Raw genomic sequence first — 17,878 nt, forward strand, 5'->3', positions numbered from 1 at the left:
CGGTGGTGGGCACCGTGAATCGCCTCTCGACGCGGCGGCAGGCCCTGGCCGCTGTAGCTGGGCGTTGGGCCGCGCGGCTGCTCGGCGCCAGCTTGCTTCTGGCTGCGGCCGGGCCGCTGCGGGCTGCAACAGACGCGCCGAGCGAAGAGCCGCCTCGTGTGTTGCGCTACGCCTTCCGCATCGCCGAGACCGGCTTCGATCCGGCCAAGGTGCAGGACATCTATTCGCGCACCATCACCCAGCACATCTTCGAGTCGCTCTTCACCTACGACCATCTGGCCCGCCCGGTACGGCTCAAGCCGCTGACGGCGGCGGCGCTGCCCGAAGTCAGTGCGGACTTCAAGACCTGGACCATTCGCCTGCAGCCCGGCATCTACTTCGCCGACGACCCGGCCTTCAAAGGCCAGCGCCGTGAGCTGGTGGCGGCCGACTATGTCTACAGCTTCAAGCGCTTTGCCGACCCGCAGACCAACAGCCCCGCCTGGGACACGCTGGAAGAAAACCATGTGCTGGGTCTGAACGAGTACCGCGCCGAGCTGGAGCGCAGCAAGAAACCTTTCGATTACGAACGCCCGATCGAGGGCCTGCGCGCCCTGGACCGCTACACCTTGCAGATCCGCCTGGCGCGTTCGCGCCCGCGCTTCGACCAGACCCTGGCCGATGGCAGCCTGTTCGGCGCGGTGGCGCGCGAGGTGATCGAGGCCTACCCGGATCGCAGCATGGAGCACCCGGTCGGCACCGGGCCCTTCCGCCTGGCGGCCTGGCGGCGCAGCTCCCTGATCGTGCTGGAGCGCAACCCCGCTTACCGGGAGCGTTACTACGACGCCCAGCCGCGCATCGATGACAGCGAGGGTCAGGCCTTGCTCAATCGCTTCAAGGGCCGGCGCATCCCCATGATCGACCGGGTGGAGATTTCCATCATCGAGGAGAACCAGCCGCGCTGGCTGTCCTTCCTGAACGGCCAGTTCGATCTGATCGACCGCGTGCCCGAGGACTTCATCAACCAGGCCATGCCGGGCGGCCGCCTGGCGCCAGGCTTGGCCAAACGCGGCATCCAGGGCTACCAGGTGCTGACGGCCGATGTGCTGTTCACCGTCTTCAACCACGAAGACCCGGTGATCGGCGGCAACCAACCCGAACGCATCGCCCTGCGCCGCGCCATGGCCCTGGGCACCGATTCCGAGCGCGAGATCCGCGTGGTGCGGCGCGGCCAGGCGATTGCCGCGCAATCGCTGCTGATGCCGCACACCACCGGCTACGACCCGCGTTTCAAGAGCGAGGGCGGCGACCACGACCCGGCGCGCGCCCGCGCGCTGCTGGACTTGTACGGCTACCGCGACCGCGACGGCGACGGCTTCCGCGAGCAGCCCGATGGCAGCCCGCTGCAGCTGGTCAGCCTGAGCACGCCGGAGAGCTTCCAGCGCCAGATCGACGAGATCTGGCAGAAGGCCATGGCGCAGATCGGCATCCGCGTCGAGTTCAAGACCGGCAAATGGCCGGAGAACCTCAAGGCCATGCGGGCCGGTCGCTTCCAGATCTGGTCGCTGGCCATGTCGGCCGCTTCGCCGGACGGTCAGGATTCATTGGGCCTGTACTACAGCCCCCGCATCGGCGGCAGCAACTACGCGCGCTTCCGCCTGCCCGAGATGGACCGTCTGTACGAGAAGGCCAACAGCCTGCCCGACGGCCCCGAGCGCAGCGCGGTGTTCGCAGAGGCGAAACGCGTGGCGACAGCCTATGCCCCCTACCGCGCGCGCGGCCACCGCCTGCTGACCGACCTGGCTCAGCCGCAGCTGATCGGCTATCGCCGCCCACCGTTCTGGCTGAACTGGTGGGAGTATGTGGACATCGATCCTTCGGCCGCAGAACGTCGCCCCCTTTCGACCCCGAGCCCTTGACGCCATGACCCCGATTCAGAAGTTCCTGCGTGCCGCTGGCAGCCTGCTGTGCCTCGGTTTCTTGCACATCAGCGCCATGAGTGCGGCTGCGACAGCCGCTCCTGAGGAACCGGCGGCGCGCAAGGTCTTTCGCTACGCCTTCCTGGTGGCCGAAACAGGCTTTGACCCGGCGCAGATCAGCGACACCTATTCGCTGACGGTGACGCCACACATTTTTGAGGCGCTCTACAGCTACGACTACCTGGCCCGCCCGGTCAAGGCCAAACCGCTGACGGCGGCCGCCATGCCCGAGGTGTCGGCCGACTTCAAGACCTGGACGATCAAGATCCAGCCCGGCATCTACTTCACCGAACACCCCGCCTTCAAGGGCCAGAAGCGGGAGCTGGTGGCCGCCGACTACATCTACAGCTTCAAGCGCTTTGCCGACCCGGCGCTGAAGAGCCCGATGTGGAACACCGTGGACGAGTGGGGCGTCAGCGGCCTGGCCGCCCTGCGCCTGAGCGCTCTCAATGGCAAGCGGGCCTTCAATGCCAAGCAGCCGATCGAGGGCCTGCGGGCGTTGGACCGCTACACCTTGCAGATCAAGCTGGACCAGCCGCGCCCGCGCCTGCTGGAGCAGCTGGCGCGAAGCGACCTGTTCGGTGCCGTGGCCTGGGAAGTGGCCGAGATGTACGGCCGCGACACCATGGAGCACCCGGTGGGCACCGGTCCTTTTGTGCTGAAGGAATGGCGGCGCAGCTCGCGCATGGTGTTCGAGAAAAATCCCGGCTACCGCGAACGTTTTTACGACGCCGAACCGAATGCCGATGACGCCGAGGGCCAGGCCCTGGCCGCCCGCTTCAAGGGGCGGCGCATTCCCATGATCGACCGGGTGGAGATCGCCATCATCGAGGAGAGCCAGCCGCGCTGGTTGTCCTTCCTGAACCGCGAGCATGATTTCCTGGAGCGGCTGCCACCGGATTTTGTCAACGTGGCCATTCCCCATGGCAAGCTGGCCCCCAACCTGGCCAAGCAGGGCATGCAGCTGAGCCGCGTGCTGGCGGCCGACAGCGCCTTCACCTTCTTCAATATGGAAGACCCCACGGTGGGCGGCTACAGCGCCGAGAAGGTGGCGCTGCGGCGCGCACTCTCGCTGGCCATCGATGTGGAGGGCGAGATCCGCCGCGTGCGCCGGGGCCAAGCCATCATCGCCCAATCCCTGATGCTGCCGCACACCAGCGGCTACTCGGCCAGCTACAAGAGCAGCATGGGCGACTACAGCCCGGCGCGGGCCAACGCCCTGCTGGATCTGTACGGCTATGTCGACCGCGATGGCGATGGCTGGCGCGACATGCCCGATGGCAGCCCGCTGGTGATCGAGGTGGCCAATCAGCCCGATGCCTTGTCGCGCCAGTATGACGAGCTCTGGCAGCGCAACCTCAATGCCGTGCGCATCAAGGCCCGCTTCATGCATGGCAAATGGCCCGAGCAGCTGAAGATGGCGCGGGCCGGCAAGCTCATGCTCTGGTACCTGGGCACCGTGGCCGCCGCCCCCGATGGCCTGCCCGCGCTGCAGCGGCTTTACGGACCGCAGTCCGGCAACCAGAACCTGGCGCGCTTCAAGCATGAGGAATTCGATGCCCTCTACGATCGGCTGCAGCTGATGCCCGACGGCCCCGAACGCGAAGCCTTGTTCCTGCAGGCCAAGCGCATCCAGGCGGCCCTGATGCCCATGAAGACGCATGTCCACCGCCTGGTGTCCGACATCTCGCAGCCCTGGCTGATCGGCTATCGCCGGCCCCTGTTCCGCTACGACTTCTGGCAGTACCTGGACATTGACACGGCGCGCCAGCCGGCCGCACGCTGAGGCAACCGGAACCAGGGAGCGAGGACCATGCAAAGACGTGAGCTGATGGCCGCCGCCGGCCTGCTGGCGGCCAGCCCCTGGACCCAGGCCCTGCCCGACAGCGCGGCGAAACCCAAGCGCAAGGTTTTGCGCACCGCCTTCAACTCCGCCGAAGTGGGCTTTGACCCGCCCCAAGTTTCCGACCGCACCTCGGTCGCGGTGAACGCCCATATCTTTGAATCTCCACTGACTTACGACCTGCTGGCCCGGCCGGTGCAGCTGCGGCCGCAGACGGCGGCCGGCCTGCCCGAGGTATCCGCCGATTTCAAGCGTTTTGTCTTCACCATCCGGCCCGGCATCTTCTTCGCCGACGACCCGGTGTTCCAGGGTCGGCGGCGTGAGCTGGTGGCGCAGGATTACGTCTACACCGTCAAACGCTTCTACGACCCGCGGCTCAAGACCGAACATCTCTACCAGTTCGAGAACGCCAAGATCCTGGGTTTGAGCGAGCTGCGCCAACACGCCATCGAGCGCAAGACCGCCTTCGACTACGACCGCGAAGTGACTGGCCTGCGGGCGCTGGACCGCTACCGCTTCGAGGTGCGCCTGGCCGAGCCGGACCCGCGCTTTGTGTACCTGTTTGCCAATGCCGGCTACACCGGCGCCGTGGCGCGCGAGGTGGTGGAGGCCTATGCCGAGGACCTTCTGGCGCATCCGGTGGGCACCGGCCCTTTCCGACTCAAGCACTGGCGGCGCAGCTCGCAGATCGTGCTGGAACGCAACCCCGGCTTCCGTGAGGAAATTTTCGCGCCCGGCGAGGTACCGCCCGATGCCCAGAGCCAGGCCATCGCCCAGGCGCTGAAAGGGCGGCGCCTGCCGCTCCTGGACGAGGTGCAGATCAGCATCATCGTGGAGACCCAGCCGCGCTGGCTGGCCTTCAACGGCGGCGAGCTCGACCTGCTGGAGATGCCCACAGAGGTGGCCCCTTTGGCCCTGCCGGGCGGGCAGCTGGCACCCAATCTGCGCAAGCGCGGCGTGCAGGCCTTCACCAGCTATGGCGCCGACATCGGTTTCAGCTTCTTCAATATGGAAGACCCGGTGGTCGGGGGCCTGTCGCCGGAACGCGTGGCCCTGCGCCGCGCCATCGTGCTGGGCTATGACAACGAGGCCGAGATCCGCATCGTCTACAAGGGCCAGGCGGTGCCAGCGCAAACGATGCTGCCGCAAATGGCCTATGGCCACGACCCGGCCCTGCGCAGCGAGGCCGGGCACCACGATATGGCGCGAGCGCGCGCCCTGCTGGATCTGTACGGCTACGACCAGCGCGATGCCGAAGGCTACCGCCTGCAACCGGACGGCAGCCGCCTGACCCTGCGCCGCGCCGGTACCGCGGGCAGTTCACGCCAGCGCATGATCGACGAGCTCTGGAAGAAGCAGATGGACGCGCTGGGCCTGCGCATCGAGTTCGAATCCGCCACTTTCGGTGAACTGATCAAGAAAGCGCTGGCCAAGCAGTTGATGATCTGGGGCTACATCTGGAGCGTGGGCGACCCTGACGGCGACTTCATCCTCGGCATGGGCTACGGCCCCAACGCCGGCCAAAGCAACGACGCCCAGTTCCGCCTGCCCGCCTACGACGCGCTCTACGCCCGCCAACGCCTGCTGGCCAACAGCCCTGAACGCTGGGCACTGCTCCAGCAACTCAACCGCCTGCTGCTCAGCTACATGCCCTATCAGCCCCACAACCATCCCTTGCGGGTGGATCTATGTCAGGCAGGGGTGAGGGGGTTTATCCGGCATCCATTCACGAGGGATGGGTGGAGGTTTGTGGACAGCCTGAACTGAGACACAGCCACGCTACAGATCAGCGCATCTCATGTAAGTCGTAGCGACGCTCCGGAGCTTGGCATTGGTATGGCAAGACCTGCGCCGTACCCGGTGGCTTGTTGCAGACCTCAAACCAATCGTTGACTTGCGGGGTCTTGAACTCTCGCAGTCTTTGAGCGACATAACGGGCCCGGTCCAGATCACCCTCTGCGGCCAGGGATCTGGACCACGACATCAAAAGAGGCTCATCGCAAATCAGGTGAGCGGCACGGCGCGCGGCGACCAAGGCGTCTCGCCCTGGTGACAACATCAGCGCCGCGTATCGATCCGCGTACACGGGAAATAGCACCGAGCGCTGCTGCGCTTCGACCACGTTCTCCCAAATCGGTATATCGAGACCCGATTCATCTCGAATGACAACGATGCGCAGATAGTCCAAATAAGCAGTAACTGAGATGACCAGGGCCAAAGCACCCAGATACTTTGTCGGGATGACAGCATAAGCTTGGTCACGAAGGCGAACGCAGCGCGCGCCGCTCGCTGTCATGCCGAGAACAAAAACCATCGGAAACAAGAAATACGCGTACCAAAGTGGGAATTCCACCATGCTAAATATCAAGGCCGAGCCGACCATCAAAAGCGCGCAACGATACAAGCTGGCATCTTCAGTTGATTCATTCACTGAAGATTTGAACAGTTGAAAAAGCGTTCTGAACACCAAAAACAGAACCAGCCCGCCCACTGGCCAGCCCAGCTCCAACAACAATTGCATCAGCAAATTGTGAGTATGATCAAATACTGGCGTGACGCGACTGCTATTTTCAACCATAGTCCAGGCGAAATTAAACTCGCCCCAACCTATGCCCGCCCATGGATGTTGCTTTAAAAGACTCCACGCATCACTCAAAACCAGCCAACGCTTTGGAGACCCCAAACCTTCATTCAAGCGACTCGCAGCGTGAAACTGCACCTGGCTGTTCTGAGCCCAAATCGCAATCAAGACCCAGGACAGAAAGAGCGCGACGGGTATGGTCTTCAGGACCCAGCGGGTATTTCGCCCCAAACGCTTGTCTATCCACCCCCAAGCGCTCAGCATCAAAAGGCAGGCAAGCGCAGCGCGAGACGCTGTCAAGGCCACTCCAAGCACGAATCCGAATTGCAGCAAACCAAAAAGTTCGCGCCCGAATACAAATTGGAATCGCCCACGATCGGCGAGGTAAACGCCGCCGGAGACACCCAAAATCAAAAACAGGGCGAGATGATTGGGCTGCCGCATATTGCCGATGGCTCGACCCGGAATACTCGTTCGGGCGATCAAATCACCATCGGCCAAGGCAGGCAGAAAAACTTGAATCAGGGCGACCAGCGAGCAGAAGAACGCCGCCACGAAGAAAGCCCAACTCACAGCTTCAAACCACACTGCCCGTGAAAAGGAGGCGCCAGCTCTTACCTCCAAGCCGTGTCCCAGCTGGTAAATCAACAGTGCCAAGACAAGAATCCCGCTGCTCGACAAGGCAAGAGAAACGGGGAATCCCGCGTTCACAACAGATGCCCATGGGGCCAGCGCAAGAATGAGCAGGGCCCAGTTCATGGCCTCCCCCGACCAGCGCAAAGGTCTCGCACCCATGGAGATCATCACCAGACCCCAACCTGCGATAGCGAGTAGCTGACAAAAAACCGATGACGTTGAAACTGGGTTGTATGCAATCAGGGGCGGAATCGCACAGGCGCACACCATACTCATAAGTATGGAGAGATTCGGAGCGTGCCTTCGTTCTGGCACAGGTACTTGCAGAGCCTGCATGACTATCGAGCGGGTATCAGAAGCATCAAAGCATCAGCTTCCAAAATCACGCCTGCTTAGGCAGCAACTTGGTCGGCAAAGTACTCGTCGGATCCACAGACCAATTCATTGAGCGATTGGTGCAAACACCCTTGTAAACCAATGTACTCCCAGCAGAAACTCCACCAAAACTCTTGAATACTACAGTTACAAGCAGGCCATCATTGCTGACATCCGTGGTTGAAATCGAAGCAACAACCTTTTCCGTCGCGAAGACTGCTGGAGCATCTGTGCCCAATTGGGCAGACGTCGCACTGCCAAGCGCATTGATCACGCACATCTCTGAAGCAGCTAAAAACACCGGCTGCACCATCGTGACTGCCTCACTGATTCGCGCTCTATCCACATAGTCACGATATATTGGCACTGCAACCGCTGCAAGCACTCCAATTATCAAAATACCAATCAGCAACTCAACCAGAGTAAATCCGTCTGAAGAAGCTCTCACAATATCCACCCTTACTCGAAAAAACTAGGTGCAGTGTAGGGCAAAGACCAAGAAATTACATTCGAACTGCAGCTAGAAATGCACAAAAAAAGGGCGACCCTGAGGTCGCCCTTTTTTATTGCCGTTGCTCGGCATTCACTATTCGGTCAATCAAGTCTTCGGCAAGAACTTGGTTGCGACCGTACCACCAACCGTCGTCTTGCACGATCCGCCTGCCGTGCAATTGATGGTGTAGACCACGGTCTTTCCATCCACGTCCGAATTGCCGGTCACACCAGCTCTGAAAGTAACGGTGACCGTTGCCTGGGTAGCAGAAACACCAGCCGCTTCGACTTTTTCAACGTATTTGCCATTGATATCGGTTGCCGTGGCAGACAAGCCGAAGGTTGCATTCGTCGCAGAGCTGGACAACGTACCTTCATTGAACAGGACTTGAGCATTTCGAATGGCCGTCGCAGCCAGCGACGGGGCTTCAGCCACCTTGCCCTTGGTTGTGTAGTCTTGATACGCGGGCAGAGCGACCGCAGCCAAGATACCAACGATCGCCACGACGATCATCAGTTCGATCAGTGTGAAACCTTGTTGAACGCGCTTCATGATGGGTACTCCTACGGGGTTGAACGGGACAGGGAACGAATGAAAGAAACAAAGAAGAGGGAACGCACCCCCTGAATGCAGGGGTCGTGCCAGCATGCTCAGAGCGACTTGGCGTGAAATTTGGCACGAACAGAGGGCCGGCGAGCGGTGCGACTGACAATTTTGGTCAGTTGAGACCTGATGGCCGGTGACGCAAAAGGTGAGCTGACAATTTTTGTCAGGCCTGTGCTGACTGCCCGCAGTCGGTCAGAAGACGAAGTGCCAAAGCAAACGGCAACCCGGAGGTTGCCGTGTTTGGCTGAGGCTTGGCCAAGGAGTGGCGCCGAGATCACGCTCGGCGAACGCCGGCGGGCACTCCACTCAATCCAGATCCATCACCATCCCAGCCACCAATGCCTCGATTCGGTGGCGGCTGGCCAGAGCGGCGATTTCTTCCATGACGGCCAGGCCTTCGCCGGGTTTGATGTGGGTGATCTGCACGGCCACGCTGCCGGCGAGCTGGGCCAGTTCCACGCCCAGGCGGGCGGGGCTGAGGTGGCGGCTGAGGTCGGCCAGGCTTTGCTCGTCGTTGCTGAAGGCGGTTTCGATCACCAGATGGCTGACCTGCAACTGGGCCAGGCGGGCCCAGAGCGCCGGATTGGGGCCGGTGTCGCCGGTGAAGACCCAATGGCCGCGCAGGCCGGCAATGGCAAAACCGCAGGCCGGCACGGTGTGAGCGGCACTCAGCACTTCGACGCGGCGGCCACCCAGCTCCAGCACCTCGCCCACTTCAAAAGCATGCAGGCTCAGCACCGGCCGCTCGGCGCTGGGCAGCCGGGTGAAATCGGGCCAGATCACGCCGTTGAAGATGTGTTGGCGCAGCGCCTGCAGGGTTTGAGGCAGGCCATGCACCTGGATCGGCGGCCGGCCCGCCTCGGCGCGCAGGCGCAGCACCGAATCGGCCAGCAGCGGGATGGACAGCACATGGTCCAGATGGGAATGGGTGACCAGGATGTGGTCGATGCGCGCCAGCTCGTCGAGCGCCAGGTCGCCCACGCCCGTGCCGGCGTCGATGAGCACATCGTCGTCGAGCAAGAAAGCGGTGGTCTTGAAGCCGGCTGCAATGGCACCCGAGCAGCCGAGGACGCGAATTTTCATGGGGAGCATCAGTGGGCGGGAAAGCCGTCTTGGCGCCGATCCCGGAGGGGAAAAAACCGGTGCCGTTGACAGGGCCCTCCAATGTACTGAGCCCCGGCATCGAAACAAGGGAGCATTACCGGCTTGCGACTGAGAAAGTGCTCCGGCCCTTGCCGGGCAGCGCGGCGCCGTGATTTGCTGCACGGGACCGATAGGCCGGTCTGCGGCATCGAGGCGTGACTGGGGCCGCTTGGCATACTGTGCTGCTGCACGCTCGCGCCCCTCGCGCGCCCCTCGTGCTGTTCGCATGTCTCCCTCCGGCCCACCCCATGACCTCCAACGCTGCCCTGCCCCTTGACGCCACTGCCACGCCGGGCCTGGGCGAGATCGAGCAGGCCGTGCTCGATGCGCTGCTGCTCAGCGGTGGCACGCGCGGTGCGGCCGGGCTGGCGCAGTGGCTGGCCGCGGGCGGGGCCGATCTGCATGCCGTCGAAATCGGCGAAGCCTTGAAGCTGCTCAAGGCCCGAGGCCTGATCGAACAGCGCCCCGGCCAGGGCTACCGTGCCGATCTGCAGCAGCATGCCGCGCGCCTGCAAGAGCTGCTGCGGCACCCGCCCGCCGCCCAGCCGCCCTACTGGCAGCGTCTGGCCTGGATGCTCAGCGGCGCCTACGGCGAGGTGACCCGCCCCATCAGCTGGCTGACCCTGCGCACCGACGAAGAAGCAGCCGTGCTGCTGCGCCTCTACCTGCACGCCGGCCTCAGCCAGGCGGCATTCCGCCAGGGCTTGCAAGGCAGCCTGGAGCTGCTCGACCAGCCCCTGCTGATCTGCAAAGTCCTCAGCGAACCCTGGCTGCCCGAGGCCATGGCGCGCATGGACAGCGCGCTGCGCAGCGAGCTGCTGGCCCTCTGCCTGGACCTGCTGCCCGCCGCCGACCCGCGCGCCCGGCAGATGCAAGCCTGGCTGCTCGACAGCCACGGCCACGGGGGAAGTTCGCGCAGCCGGGAGCTGACGCCCGAGCTGCGCAGCCAGCTGGCCGAGGCCCGCGCCCAAGCGCTCGATTTCAGCGGCATGCGCAGCCTGCTGGAGGGCGTGCACGGCCCCAGCCGGCCCGGCTTCGATGCGGCCGAATCCGCAGCCCAGGGCCGCTGGGCCGAGGCCGCCGCGCTGTTTGAACAGACCATGAGAGACGTGCGCAAGGCCAGCGGCGCACGCCGCGAGGCCCTGTCGCCCGAGCTGTCGCGGGTCTATGTGATGTGCTTGCTGGCCCAGGCCGATGCCGGGGCCTGGACCCTGGCGCACAAGTTCTGCATCGCCGAATCGGGCTCGCGCAAGCCCTCAGCCCACGAGGGCTGGGGCCGCTGGGCCCATGTCATCGGCAGCCGCCTCGGGGCCGACAGCCTGGACCCCAGCTGCCTGGCCTATCTGCCCGCGCTGGAGGCGCGCGAGCACAGCCTGGGCCAGGCGGCCGACCGCCTGCTGCTGGCCGCCTGGGCGCAGACCGAAGCCCCGGGATGGGCGCCGGCAGCGGCCCAGGCCCTGGTGCAGCGCCTGGCCGGCAGCGGCCAGCTCTGGCTGGCGGCCTGGGTGGCCGCCGCGGCCGAGCGCCTGGAGCTGGGGCCTATCGCACTGGACCTGCAAAGCCAGGCGCCGCCGCAGAGTTTTCTCGGCGCCCCGCGCGAGCCCTGGCGAGACGCCCTGGCCGCCATCGCCACCCTGGGTGACGAGAAGAAGGGTGGCAAGACCAGCGCCGACGGCCCCGAGCTGGCCTGGGCCCTGAGCCTGGACGCCCACGGCCGTGTGCAGGATGTCGAGCCCTTCGAACGCAGCATCGGCGCGCGCGCCGCGCTCAAGCTGAAGGAGATCAGTCTGGGCAAGCTGAAAAAGAACGGCGCCGCCCATGCGCGTGACAACGCCGTGCTGCGCCACATCGAACGCAGCCTCTACGGCGGCGCCAACAGCTGGCAGCTCGATGTGTCGCAAGCCGCGGTCGCCCTGATCGGCCACCCCGCCCTGATGTTTGCCGACGCGCCGGGTCAATGGGTGGAGCTGGTCGAAGCGCAGCCCGAGCTGGAGGTGCGCCGGCGCCGGGATGCGGCCAGCGGCGCCGAGCACTTTGAGTTCCACATCCACCCACCCTTGATCGCCAGCGAGCCACCGCGCCTGTTCGGCTGGCTGGGCAACAGCCACGACACCGAGCTGGCCAAGCGCGACGCCTTGCGCGTGTTGCGCGACGGGCCGCAGCATGCGCGCCTGATCCGCATCAGCAATGCCCAGCGCCGCGTCGCCGAGCTGGTCGCCCAGGGCTGGACCGTGCCGGTCAGCGCCACCGCCGAGCTGGGCGCCGCGCTGCAGGTGCTGAGCGCCCATTTCCAGCTGCACAGCGATGCCGCCGCCGGCCAGCTGGTGCCGGGCAACAGCCGCTTGCGGGCCCGGCTTCAGCCCCTGGGCGAGGGCTTGCAGCTGCAGCTGGTGGCCCAGCCCTTCGGCCACTTCGGGCCGGCGGTCACGCCGGGCCAGGGCCGGGCGCGCCTGATGTGCATGCACGAAGGCCTGAGCCTGGCCACCGAGCGCGACCTGCAGGCCGAGGCCGAGGCGCGCGCGGCCGTGCTGGAGGCTCTGCCCTTCCTCGACCCCGAACAGGCGCCCGAGTCCCCCTGGCAGCTGCTCGATGCCGAGGACGCGCTGCGCGCCGTCGAGCGCCTGCCCAGCCTGCCCGGCATCGCCGCGCTCGACTGGCCCAAAGGCAAGCCACTGCGCGTCACGCCCCTGGCCAGCCCGGCGATGAGCGTCTCGGTGAGCAGCGGCCGCGATTGGCTGGGCTTGAGCGGCAGCGCCCAGCTCGATGAATCGCGCGTGCTCGGCCTGCAAGAGCTGATGAAGCTGGCGCGCGAATCGCGCAGCCGCTTTGTGCGCCTGGCCGAGGGCGAGTATCTGGCCTTGAGCGAACAGCTGCGCCAGCAGCTGCGCGAGCTCGATGCCGTGCTGCAGAGCAAGAAAGACCAGCTGCAGCTGCCGCCCGCGGCCGCCTCCTGGCTGGAGGACACGCTGGACGGCATGGCCGTGGCCGGTGACGCGCCCTGGCGCGCGCGCATGGACGCCTTGTCCCAGGCCGCACAGCAAACACCGGCCCTGCCCAAGGCCTTGCGCGCCGAGCTGCGTGGCTACCAGCTGGAGGGCTTCCAGTGGATGAGCCGCCTGGCCGCAGCCGGTCTGGGCGCCTGCCTGGCCGATGACATGGGCCTGGGCAAGACGGTGCAGACCCTGGCCCTGCTGCTGGAACGCGCCTCACTCGGCCCGGCCCTGGTGCTGGCGCCCACCTCGGTCTGCGGCAACTGGCTGGCCGAGGCCGCCCAATTCGCGCCCAGCCTGCGCTGCAGCATCTACGGCGAAGACGCTGACCGCGCCGGCCTGATCAGCGATGCCGCGGCCGGTGACGTGCTGATTGTCAGTTATGCCCTGGCCCAGATCGATGGCGAGCTGCTGGCTGCCAAGCCCTGGGCCACCCTGGTGATGGACGAGGCGCAGGCACTCAAGAACGCGGCCACCAAGCGAGCGCAGTCGGTGGCTGAGTTCCAGGCCGGCTTCCGCCTGGCGCTCTCGGGCACGCCGGTCGAGAACCGCCTGACCGATCTCTGGTCCATCATGAACCTGATCAACCCCGGCCTGCTCGGCAGCACGCGCCAGTTCAACGAACGCTTCGCCACGCCGATCGAGAAGCAGAAAGACGGCGCCGCCCGCCAGCGCCTGCGCCGCCTGGTCTCGCCCTTCCTGCTGCGCCGGACCAAGCAGCAGGTGCTGCAAGACCTGCCGCCCCGCACCGAGATTGTCCATCTGGTGCAGCCCAGCGCTGAGGAGAAAGCCTTTCTGGAAGCCCTGCGCCGCAACGCGCAAGAGGCCGTGTCCGCCGCCGCCAAGGCCGGCCAGCCCGCGCCCATGCAGGTGCTGGCCGAGCTGATGCGTTTGCGCCGCGCCGCCTGCGACCCGCGCCTGGTGGCGCCGGAGCTGGGCCTGATCGGCGCCAAACTCGGTGAGTTTGAACGCATCGTGCGCGAGCTGGTCGAGGGCTCGCACAAAGCCCTGGTGTTCAGCCAGTTCACCGACTACCTGGCCCTGCTGTCCGAGCGACTGCGGGCCATGGGCGTGCCCTTCCAGTACCTCGATGGCAGCACGCCGGCGGCCGAGCGCAGCCAGCGCGTGGCCGCCTTCCAGCGCGGCGAGGGCGAGGTGTTCCTGATCAGCCTCAAGGCCGGCGGCTTCGGCCTCAACCTGACCATGGCCGACTATGTGCTGATCGTCGACCCCTGGTGGAACCCGGCCGCCGAGGACCAGGCCACCGGCCGCGCCCACCGCATGGGCCAGCAGCGGCCGGTCACGGTCTACCGCCTGGTGACAGCCGGCTCGGTGGAGGAACGAATCATCGACCTGCACCGCGACAAACGCGGCCTGGCCGATGGCATTCTGGAAGGCCAGGACGAGGCCACCGTGCTGGATGCGCAGGCCCTGGCGGCCCTGCTGCGCGGCTGAGCCGCCAAGCCGCCCGTCGCTTCAATCGCTGCGCAGCAGCTTTTCCTCGGCCAGGGCCAGGGCCTCGGGCACGCCCGAGAGCACCAGGGTGTCTCCGCCCTGCAGCAGCAGCTGCTCATCGGCCGGCACCACCGCGCCGTTGACCCGCCGCACCGACACCACCGACACCCCGGTCGCATGCAGGGCCAGCAGGCCCAGCGCCGTGTGCATATAGGGGCTGGCGGTGGGCAGGGTGACGGAGCGCAGGCGGGCATGCTGGCGTTCTTCGCCGGTGTCGTCATCGGCGCCGTGGAAATAGCCGCGCAAGAGCCCATAACGCGCATCGCGCGCGTCACGGGTCAGGCGGATCACCCGGCGCATGGGCACGCCCACCAGAGCCAGCGCATGGCTGGCCAGCATCAGCGAGCCCTCGATGGCCTCGGGCACCACCTCCGTGGCGCCGGCGGCACGCAGGCGCTCGAGGTCGCTGTCGTCGATGGTGCGCACCACCACCGGAACCTGGGGCGCATGCGAATGCACCAGATGCAGGATCTTCAGGGCCGAGGGCGTGTCCGGGTAGCTGACCACCACGGCGCTGGCGCGGGCCAGGCCGGCAGCCATCAGGCTTTGCAGGCGGGCGGCATCACCGAAGACCACACTCTGCCCGGCCGCGGCCGCCTGGCGCACCCGGTCGGGGTCCAGGTCCAGGGCCATATAGGGGATGTTTTCGCCATCGAGCAAGCGGGCCAGGTTCTGGCCGCTGCGGCCGTAGCCGCAGATGATCACATGGGCCTGCGCCTTGATGGACTTCTTGGCAATCGTGGTCAGCTGCAGGGACTGCATCATCCAGTCGCTGCTGGACAGCTTCATGACGATGCGGTTGCTGTACATGATCAAGAACGGCGTGGCCAGCATGGACAGCACCATGCTCGCCAGCACCGCGCTGACCCACTGCGGCGCGATCAGCTGGTGCTGGGCGCCCAGGGTCAGCAACACAAAGCCAAACTCACCCGCTTGGGCCAGGTACAGGCCGGTGCGCAAGGCCACGCCGGTGGGCGCCTTGAACAACCAGGCCAGGCCGGCAATCAGGGCGAACTTGGCCAGCACCGGCAGCAGGCTCAGCACGATGACCAGCAGCCATTGCTCGGTCAGGGTGCTCCAGTCCAGCTTCATGCCGATGGTGATGAAGAACAGGCCCAGCAGCACATCGTGGAAGGGCCGGATGTCGGTCTCCACCTGGTGCTTGTATTCGGTCTCGGCGATCAGCATGCCGGCGACAAATGCGCCCAGCGCCAGCGACAGGCCGGCATGCTCGGTCAACCAGGCCAGGCCCAGGGTGACCAGCAGCAGATTGAGCATGAAAAGCTCGTCGCTCTTGCGCCGCGCCACCAGGGTCAGCCACCAGCGCATCAGCTTCTGGCCGCCCACCAGCAGCAAGGCCAGCAGGGCAACCGCCTTGAGCAAGGCCCAGCCCAGGGACTGGGCCATGGCCGAGCCGTCGCTGTTGAGCGCCGGAATCAGCACCAGCAGAGGCACCACAGCCAGATCCTGGAACAGCAGCACGCCCACCACGCGGCGGCCATGTTCGCTCTCCAGCTCCAGGCGCTCGGCCATCAGCTTGACGACGATGGCCGTGCTGCTCATGGCCATGGCCGCGCCCAGCACCAGGGCGCCTTGCCAGCTCAGATCCCAGGGCAGGCCGAGCAGCTGCAAGCCGGCGCGCAGCAGGTAGTGGCCGGCGATGGTGGCGACGATGGTGATCAGCACCTGCAAGAGCCCGAGGCCGAAGACCAGGTGGCGCATGCTGCGCAGCTTGGGCAGGTTGAACTCCAGCCCGATCACAAACATCAGAAAGACCACGCCGAACTCGGCCAGGTAGCGGATGCCCACCGTGTCGCCCGCCAGGGCCAGGGCATTGGGGCCGATCAGCACGCCCACGGCCAGATAGCCCAGCATGGGCGGCAGCTTCAGCAAGCGGCAAGCGACCACGCCCAGCACGGCAGCAATCAGGTAGATGAGGGCCAGGTCGAGCGCAGTGATCATGGGCCCGATATTAGCGGGCGTGCGCCACCCCCCATCTGTGGAAACAAGCCGCTATGCTCCCGCCTCACCATGGCACGCCTCTTTGATCGCCCACAGCGGACCTGGCCGGGGCTGAAACGCCGGGCCCTGCTACTCATCGGCCTCGCCTCAGCAGTCTTTGGCGCTGAAGCCGATCCGGGCTATTACCTGGTGCGCCCCTACGCCGCCGCCGGCAAGAGCTCGCTGGACCTGCGCTACTGGAGCGTGCAGGCCCCGGGCGAGGCGGCCTTGCTCTGGCCCGAGCTGGGCCTGCGCCACGGCTTCAGCGAGCGCTGGACCAGCGAGATCCTGCTCAGCTGGATCGGCCCCGGTTGGCGCTCGCAAAAGCTCAGCTCGCTGAACTGGATGAACCAGTGGCTGCTCAGCAGCCCCGACAGCGAGCATGAGCTGGCCCTGCACACCCAGCTGATCCACAACCGCGGCCGCCACGCCGGCACGGCGCTGGAGATCGGCCCGAGCTGGCAAGGCGATTGGGGCCTGAGCCGCCTCAACCTCAACCTGCTGCTGGAGCACGACTGGGCCCGCCGCGAGGGCACCCAGCTCAAGCTGCAGTGGCAGGTATCGCGGCCGCTGCAGCCGGGCCTGCGTCTGGGCCTGCAAGGTTTTGGCGAGCTGGGGCGCTGGAACCACTGGCTGCCCGCCGCCCGGCAGTCGCAGCGCGCCGGGCCCATGCTGCACTGGGTGCCCGAGGGCCAGCAGGGCCTGAGCTTCAACGCCGCCTACCTCTGGGGCCGCACCTACGGCCGGCGCGGCGACATGTTCAGCGCCCAGCTGCTCCTGGATTTCTAGGCCACCCGGCCCTCAGAAGGCCAGCAACTGCCGCTGACTCTCGAACTCGCGCTGCGCGCCGCTGATCGGGTCGCGAAAGGCCAGGCTGCGCGCCAGCAGCTGCAGGGGCTGGCTGTAGTCCGGCGCCTCGATGGGCTCGGGCGGCAGCAAGCTCGGGTAGATGCGATCGCCCAGCAAGGGCAGGCCCAGGGCGTTCATATGGGCGCGCAGCTGGTGCTTCTGGCCGGTGCTGGGGCTCAGGCGGTAGCGGGCCAGGGGCAGGCTGGGGTGGCGCTGCAGCAGCTCGACCTGCGTCTCGGCATTGGGCTCGCCCGCCACCTCTTCCATCTGCATGAAGGCCTCGCTGCGCTCCTGCAGGCGGCTGCGGCGGGTCAGCGGCAGGCTCAGGCCCAGCGGCTCGGGCAGGCCGGCCACGGCCTCGTAGACCTTGTGCACGGCGCGCTCGCGGAACAGGGCCTGGTAGGCGCCACGCGTGGCCGGCTGCAGGCTGAAGACCACCAGGCCGGCGGTCTCGCGGTCGATGCGGTGGATGGGGCTGAGATCGGCCAGGCCGGTGGCGCGGCGCAGCCGGGTCAGCAGGGTCTGCTGCACAAAGCGGCCGCTGGGCAGCACCGGCAGGAAATGCGGCTTGTCGGCCACCAGCAGCAACTCGTCCTGGAACAGGATCTGCGCCTCGAAGGGCACCTCCGGTTCACGCTCCAGCTGGCGCCAGTAGTAGATGCGCGTGGCCGGCCGGTAAGGTGCATCGATGGGCAAGACCTGACCCCGCTCGTCCAGCACCAGGCCCTGGGCAAAGCGATCGCACCACTCCGCACGGCTCAGGCGCGGCAGGCGCTCCACCAGGTAATCGAGCAGACTGGCCCAGCGCCCTGCCGGACAGGCCAGCACGCTGGCCCCGACGCCATCGCGCAAAGGCAGGGCCAGCTTGGGCGGGCGGCTCATGGCGGG

Annotated in this window: 11 protein-coding genes; 5 read left to right on the forward strand and 6 right to left on the reverse strand. The window is 66.1% G+C overall.

The features are described 5' to 3' along the window. Nucleotides 1-14 precede the first annotated feature (14 nt). The 3 genes from C1O66_RS15260 to C1O66_RS15270 are packed head-to-tail and all read left to right on the forward strand — an operon-like array spanning nt 15 to nt 5,568. Nucleotides 15-1,898, forward strand: coding sequence for an ABC transporter substrate-binding protein (locus tag C1O66_RS15260; protein ID WP_243392814.1), 1,884 nt, complete (start codon nt 15-17; stop codon nt 1,896-1,898). A gap of 4 nt (nt 1,899-1,902) precedes the next feature. Further along, the gene (locus C1O66_RS15265) at nt 1,903-3,744 is read left to right on the forward strand and encodes an ABC transporter substrate-binding protein (RefSeq protein WP_243392815.1); all 1,842 of its coding nucleotides are present in this window, start codon (nt 1,903-1,905) and stop codon (nt 3,742-3,744) included. Between the two features lie 27 nt (nt 3,745-3,771). Beyond that, the gene (locus C1O66_RS15270) at nt 3,772-5,568 is read left to right on the forward strand and encodes an ABC transporter substrate-binding protein (RefSeq protein WP_102768665.1); all 1,797 of its coding nucleotides are present in this window, start codon (nt 3,772-3,774) and stop codon (nt 5,566-5,568) included. A gap of 19 nt (nt 5,569-5,587) precedes the next feature. On the opposite strand, the gene C1O66_RS15275 is transcribed toward C1O66_RS15270, so the two are convergent. From C1O66_RS15275 to C1O66_RS15290, 4 genes are all read right to left on the reverse strand, one after another. Then, nucleotides 5,588-7,141 carry a PglL family O-oligosaccharyltransferase gene (locus tag C1O66_RS15275; RefSeq protein ID WP_165794630.1) on the reverse strand — a complete coding sequence of 518 codons (1,554 nt, stop codon included), beginning with the start codon at nt 7,139-7,141 and terminating at the stop codon, nt 5,588-5,590. 259 nt (nt 7,142-7,400) lie between these two features. Beyond that, nucleotides 7,401-7,850, reverse strand: a complete 450-nt coding sequence (locus C1O66_RS15280; RefSeq protein ID WP_102768667.1) for a pilin — start codon at nt 7,848-7,850, stop codon at nt 7,401-7,403. Nucleotides 7,851-7,991: 141 nt separating this feature from the next. Continuing rightward, nucleotides 7,992-8,438: a pilin gene (locus tag C1O66_RS15285; RefSeq protein WP_102768668.1), complete on the reverse strand. Its 447-nt coding sequence runs from the start codon at nt 8,436-8,438 to the stop codon at nt 7,992-7,994. Between the two features lie 360 nt (nt 8,439-8,798). Then, nucleotides 8,799-9,575: an MBL fold metallo-hydrolase gene (locus C1O66_RS15290; RefSeq protein ID WP_102768669.1), complete on the reverse strand. Its 777-nt coding sequence runs from the start codon at nt 9,573-9,575 to the stop codon at nt 8,799-8,801. Between the two features lie 308 nt (nt 9,576-9,883). On the opposite strand from C1O66_RS15290, the gene C1O66_RS24630 reads away from it, so the two are divergent. Next, complete coding sequence (locus C1O66_RS24630) at nt 9,884-14,080, forward strand: DEAD/DEAH box helicase (RefSeq protein WP_102768670.1); 4,197 nt, start codon at nt 9,884-9,886, stop codon at nt 14,078-14,080. Between the two features lie 21 nt (nt 14,081-14,101). On the opposite strand, the gene C1O66_RS15300 is transcribed toward C1O66_RS24630, so the two are convergent. Next, a complete protein-coding gene (locus tag C1O66_RS15300; RefSeq protein ID WP_102768671.1) occupies nt 14,102-16,102 on the reverse strand; it encodes a cation:proton antiporter in 2,001 nt (666 codons plus the stop codon). A 69-nt stretch (nt 16,103-16,171) separates the two neighbouring features. Here C1O66_RS15300 and C1O66_RS15305 point away from each other — a divergent pair, with 69 nt between their 5' ends. Next, nucleotides 16,172-16,930 carry a hypothetical protein gene (locus C1O66_RS15305; protein ID WP_102768672.1) on the forward strand — a complete coding sequence of 253 codons (759 nt, stop codon included), beginning with the start codon at nt 16,172-16,174 and terminating at the stop codon, nt 16,928-16,930. Between the two features lie 12 nt (nt 16,931-16,942). Here the strand turns inward: C1O66_RS15305 and C1O66_RS15310 are convergent, their stop codons facing one another. Next, nucleotides 16,943-17,872 (reverse strand): pseudouridine synthase, encoded by a 930-nt coding sequence (locus C1O66_RS15310; protein ID WP_102768673.1) that lies wholly within the window; start codon nt 17,870-17,872, stop codon nt 16,943-16,945. Nucleotides 17,873-17,878: the final 6 nt, after the last annotated feature.

The organism is Paucibacter aquatile (assembly GCF_002885975.1).
GTDB classification, from domain to species: Bacteria; Pseudomonadota; Gammaproteobacteria; order Burkholderiales; family Burkholderiaceae_C; genus Paucibacter_A; species Paucibacter_A aquatilis.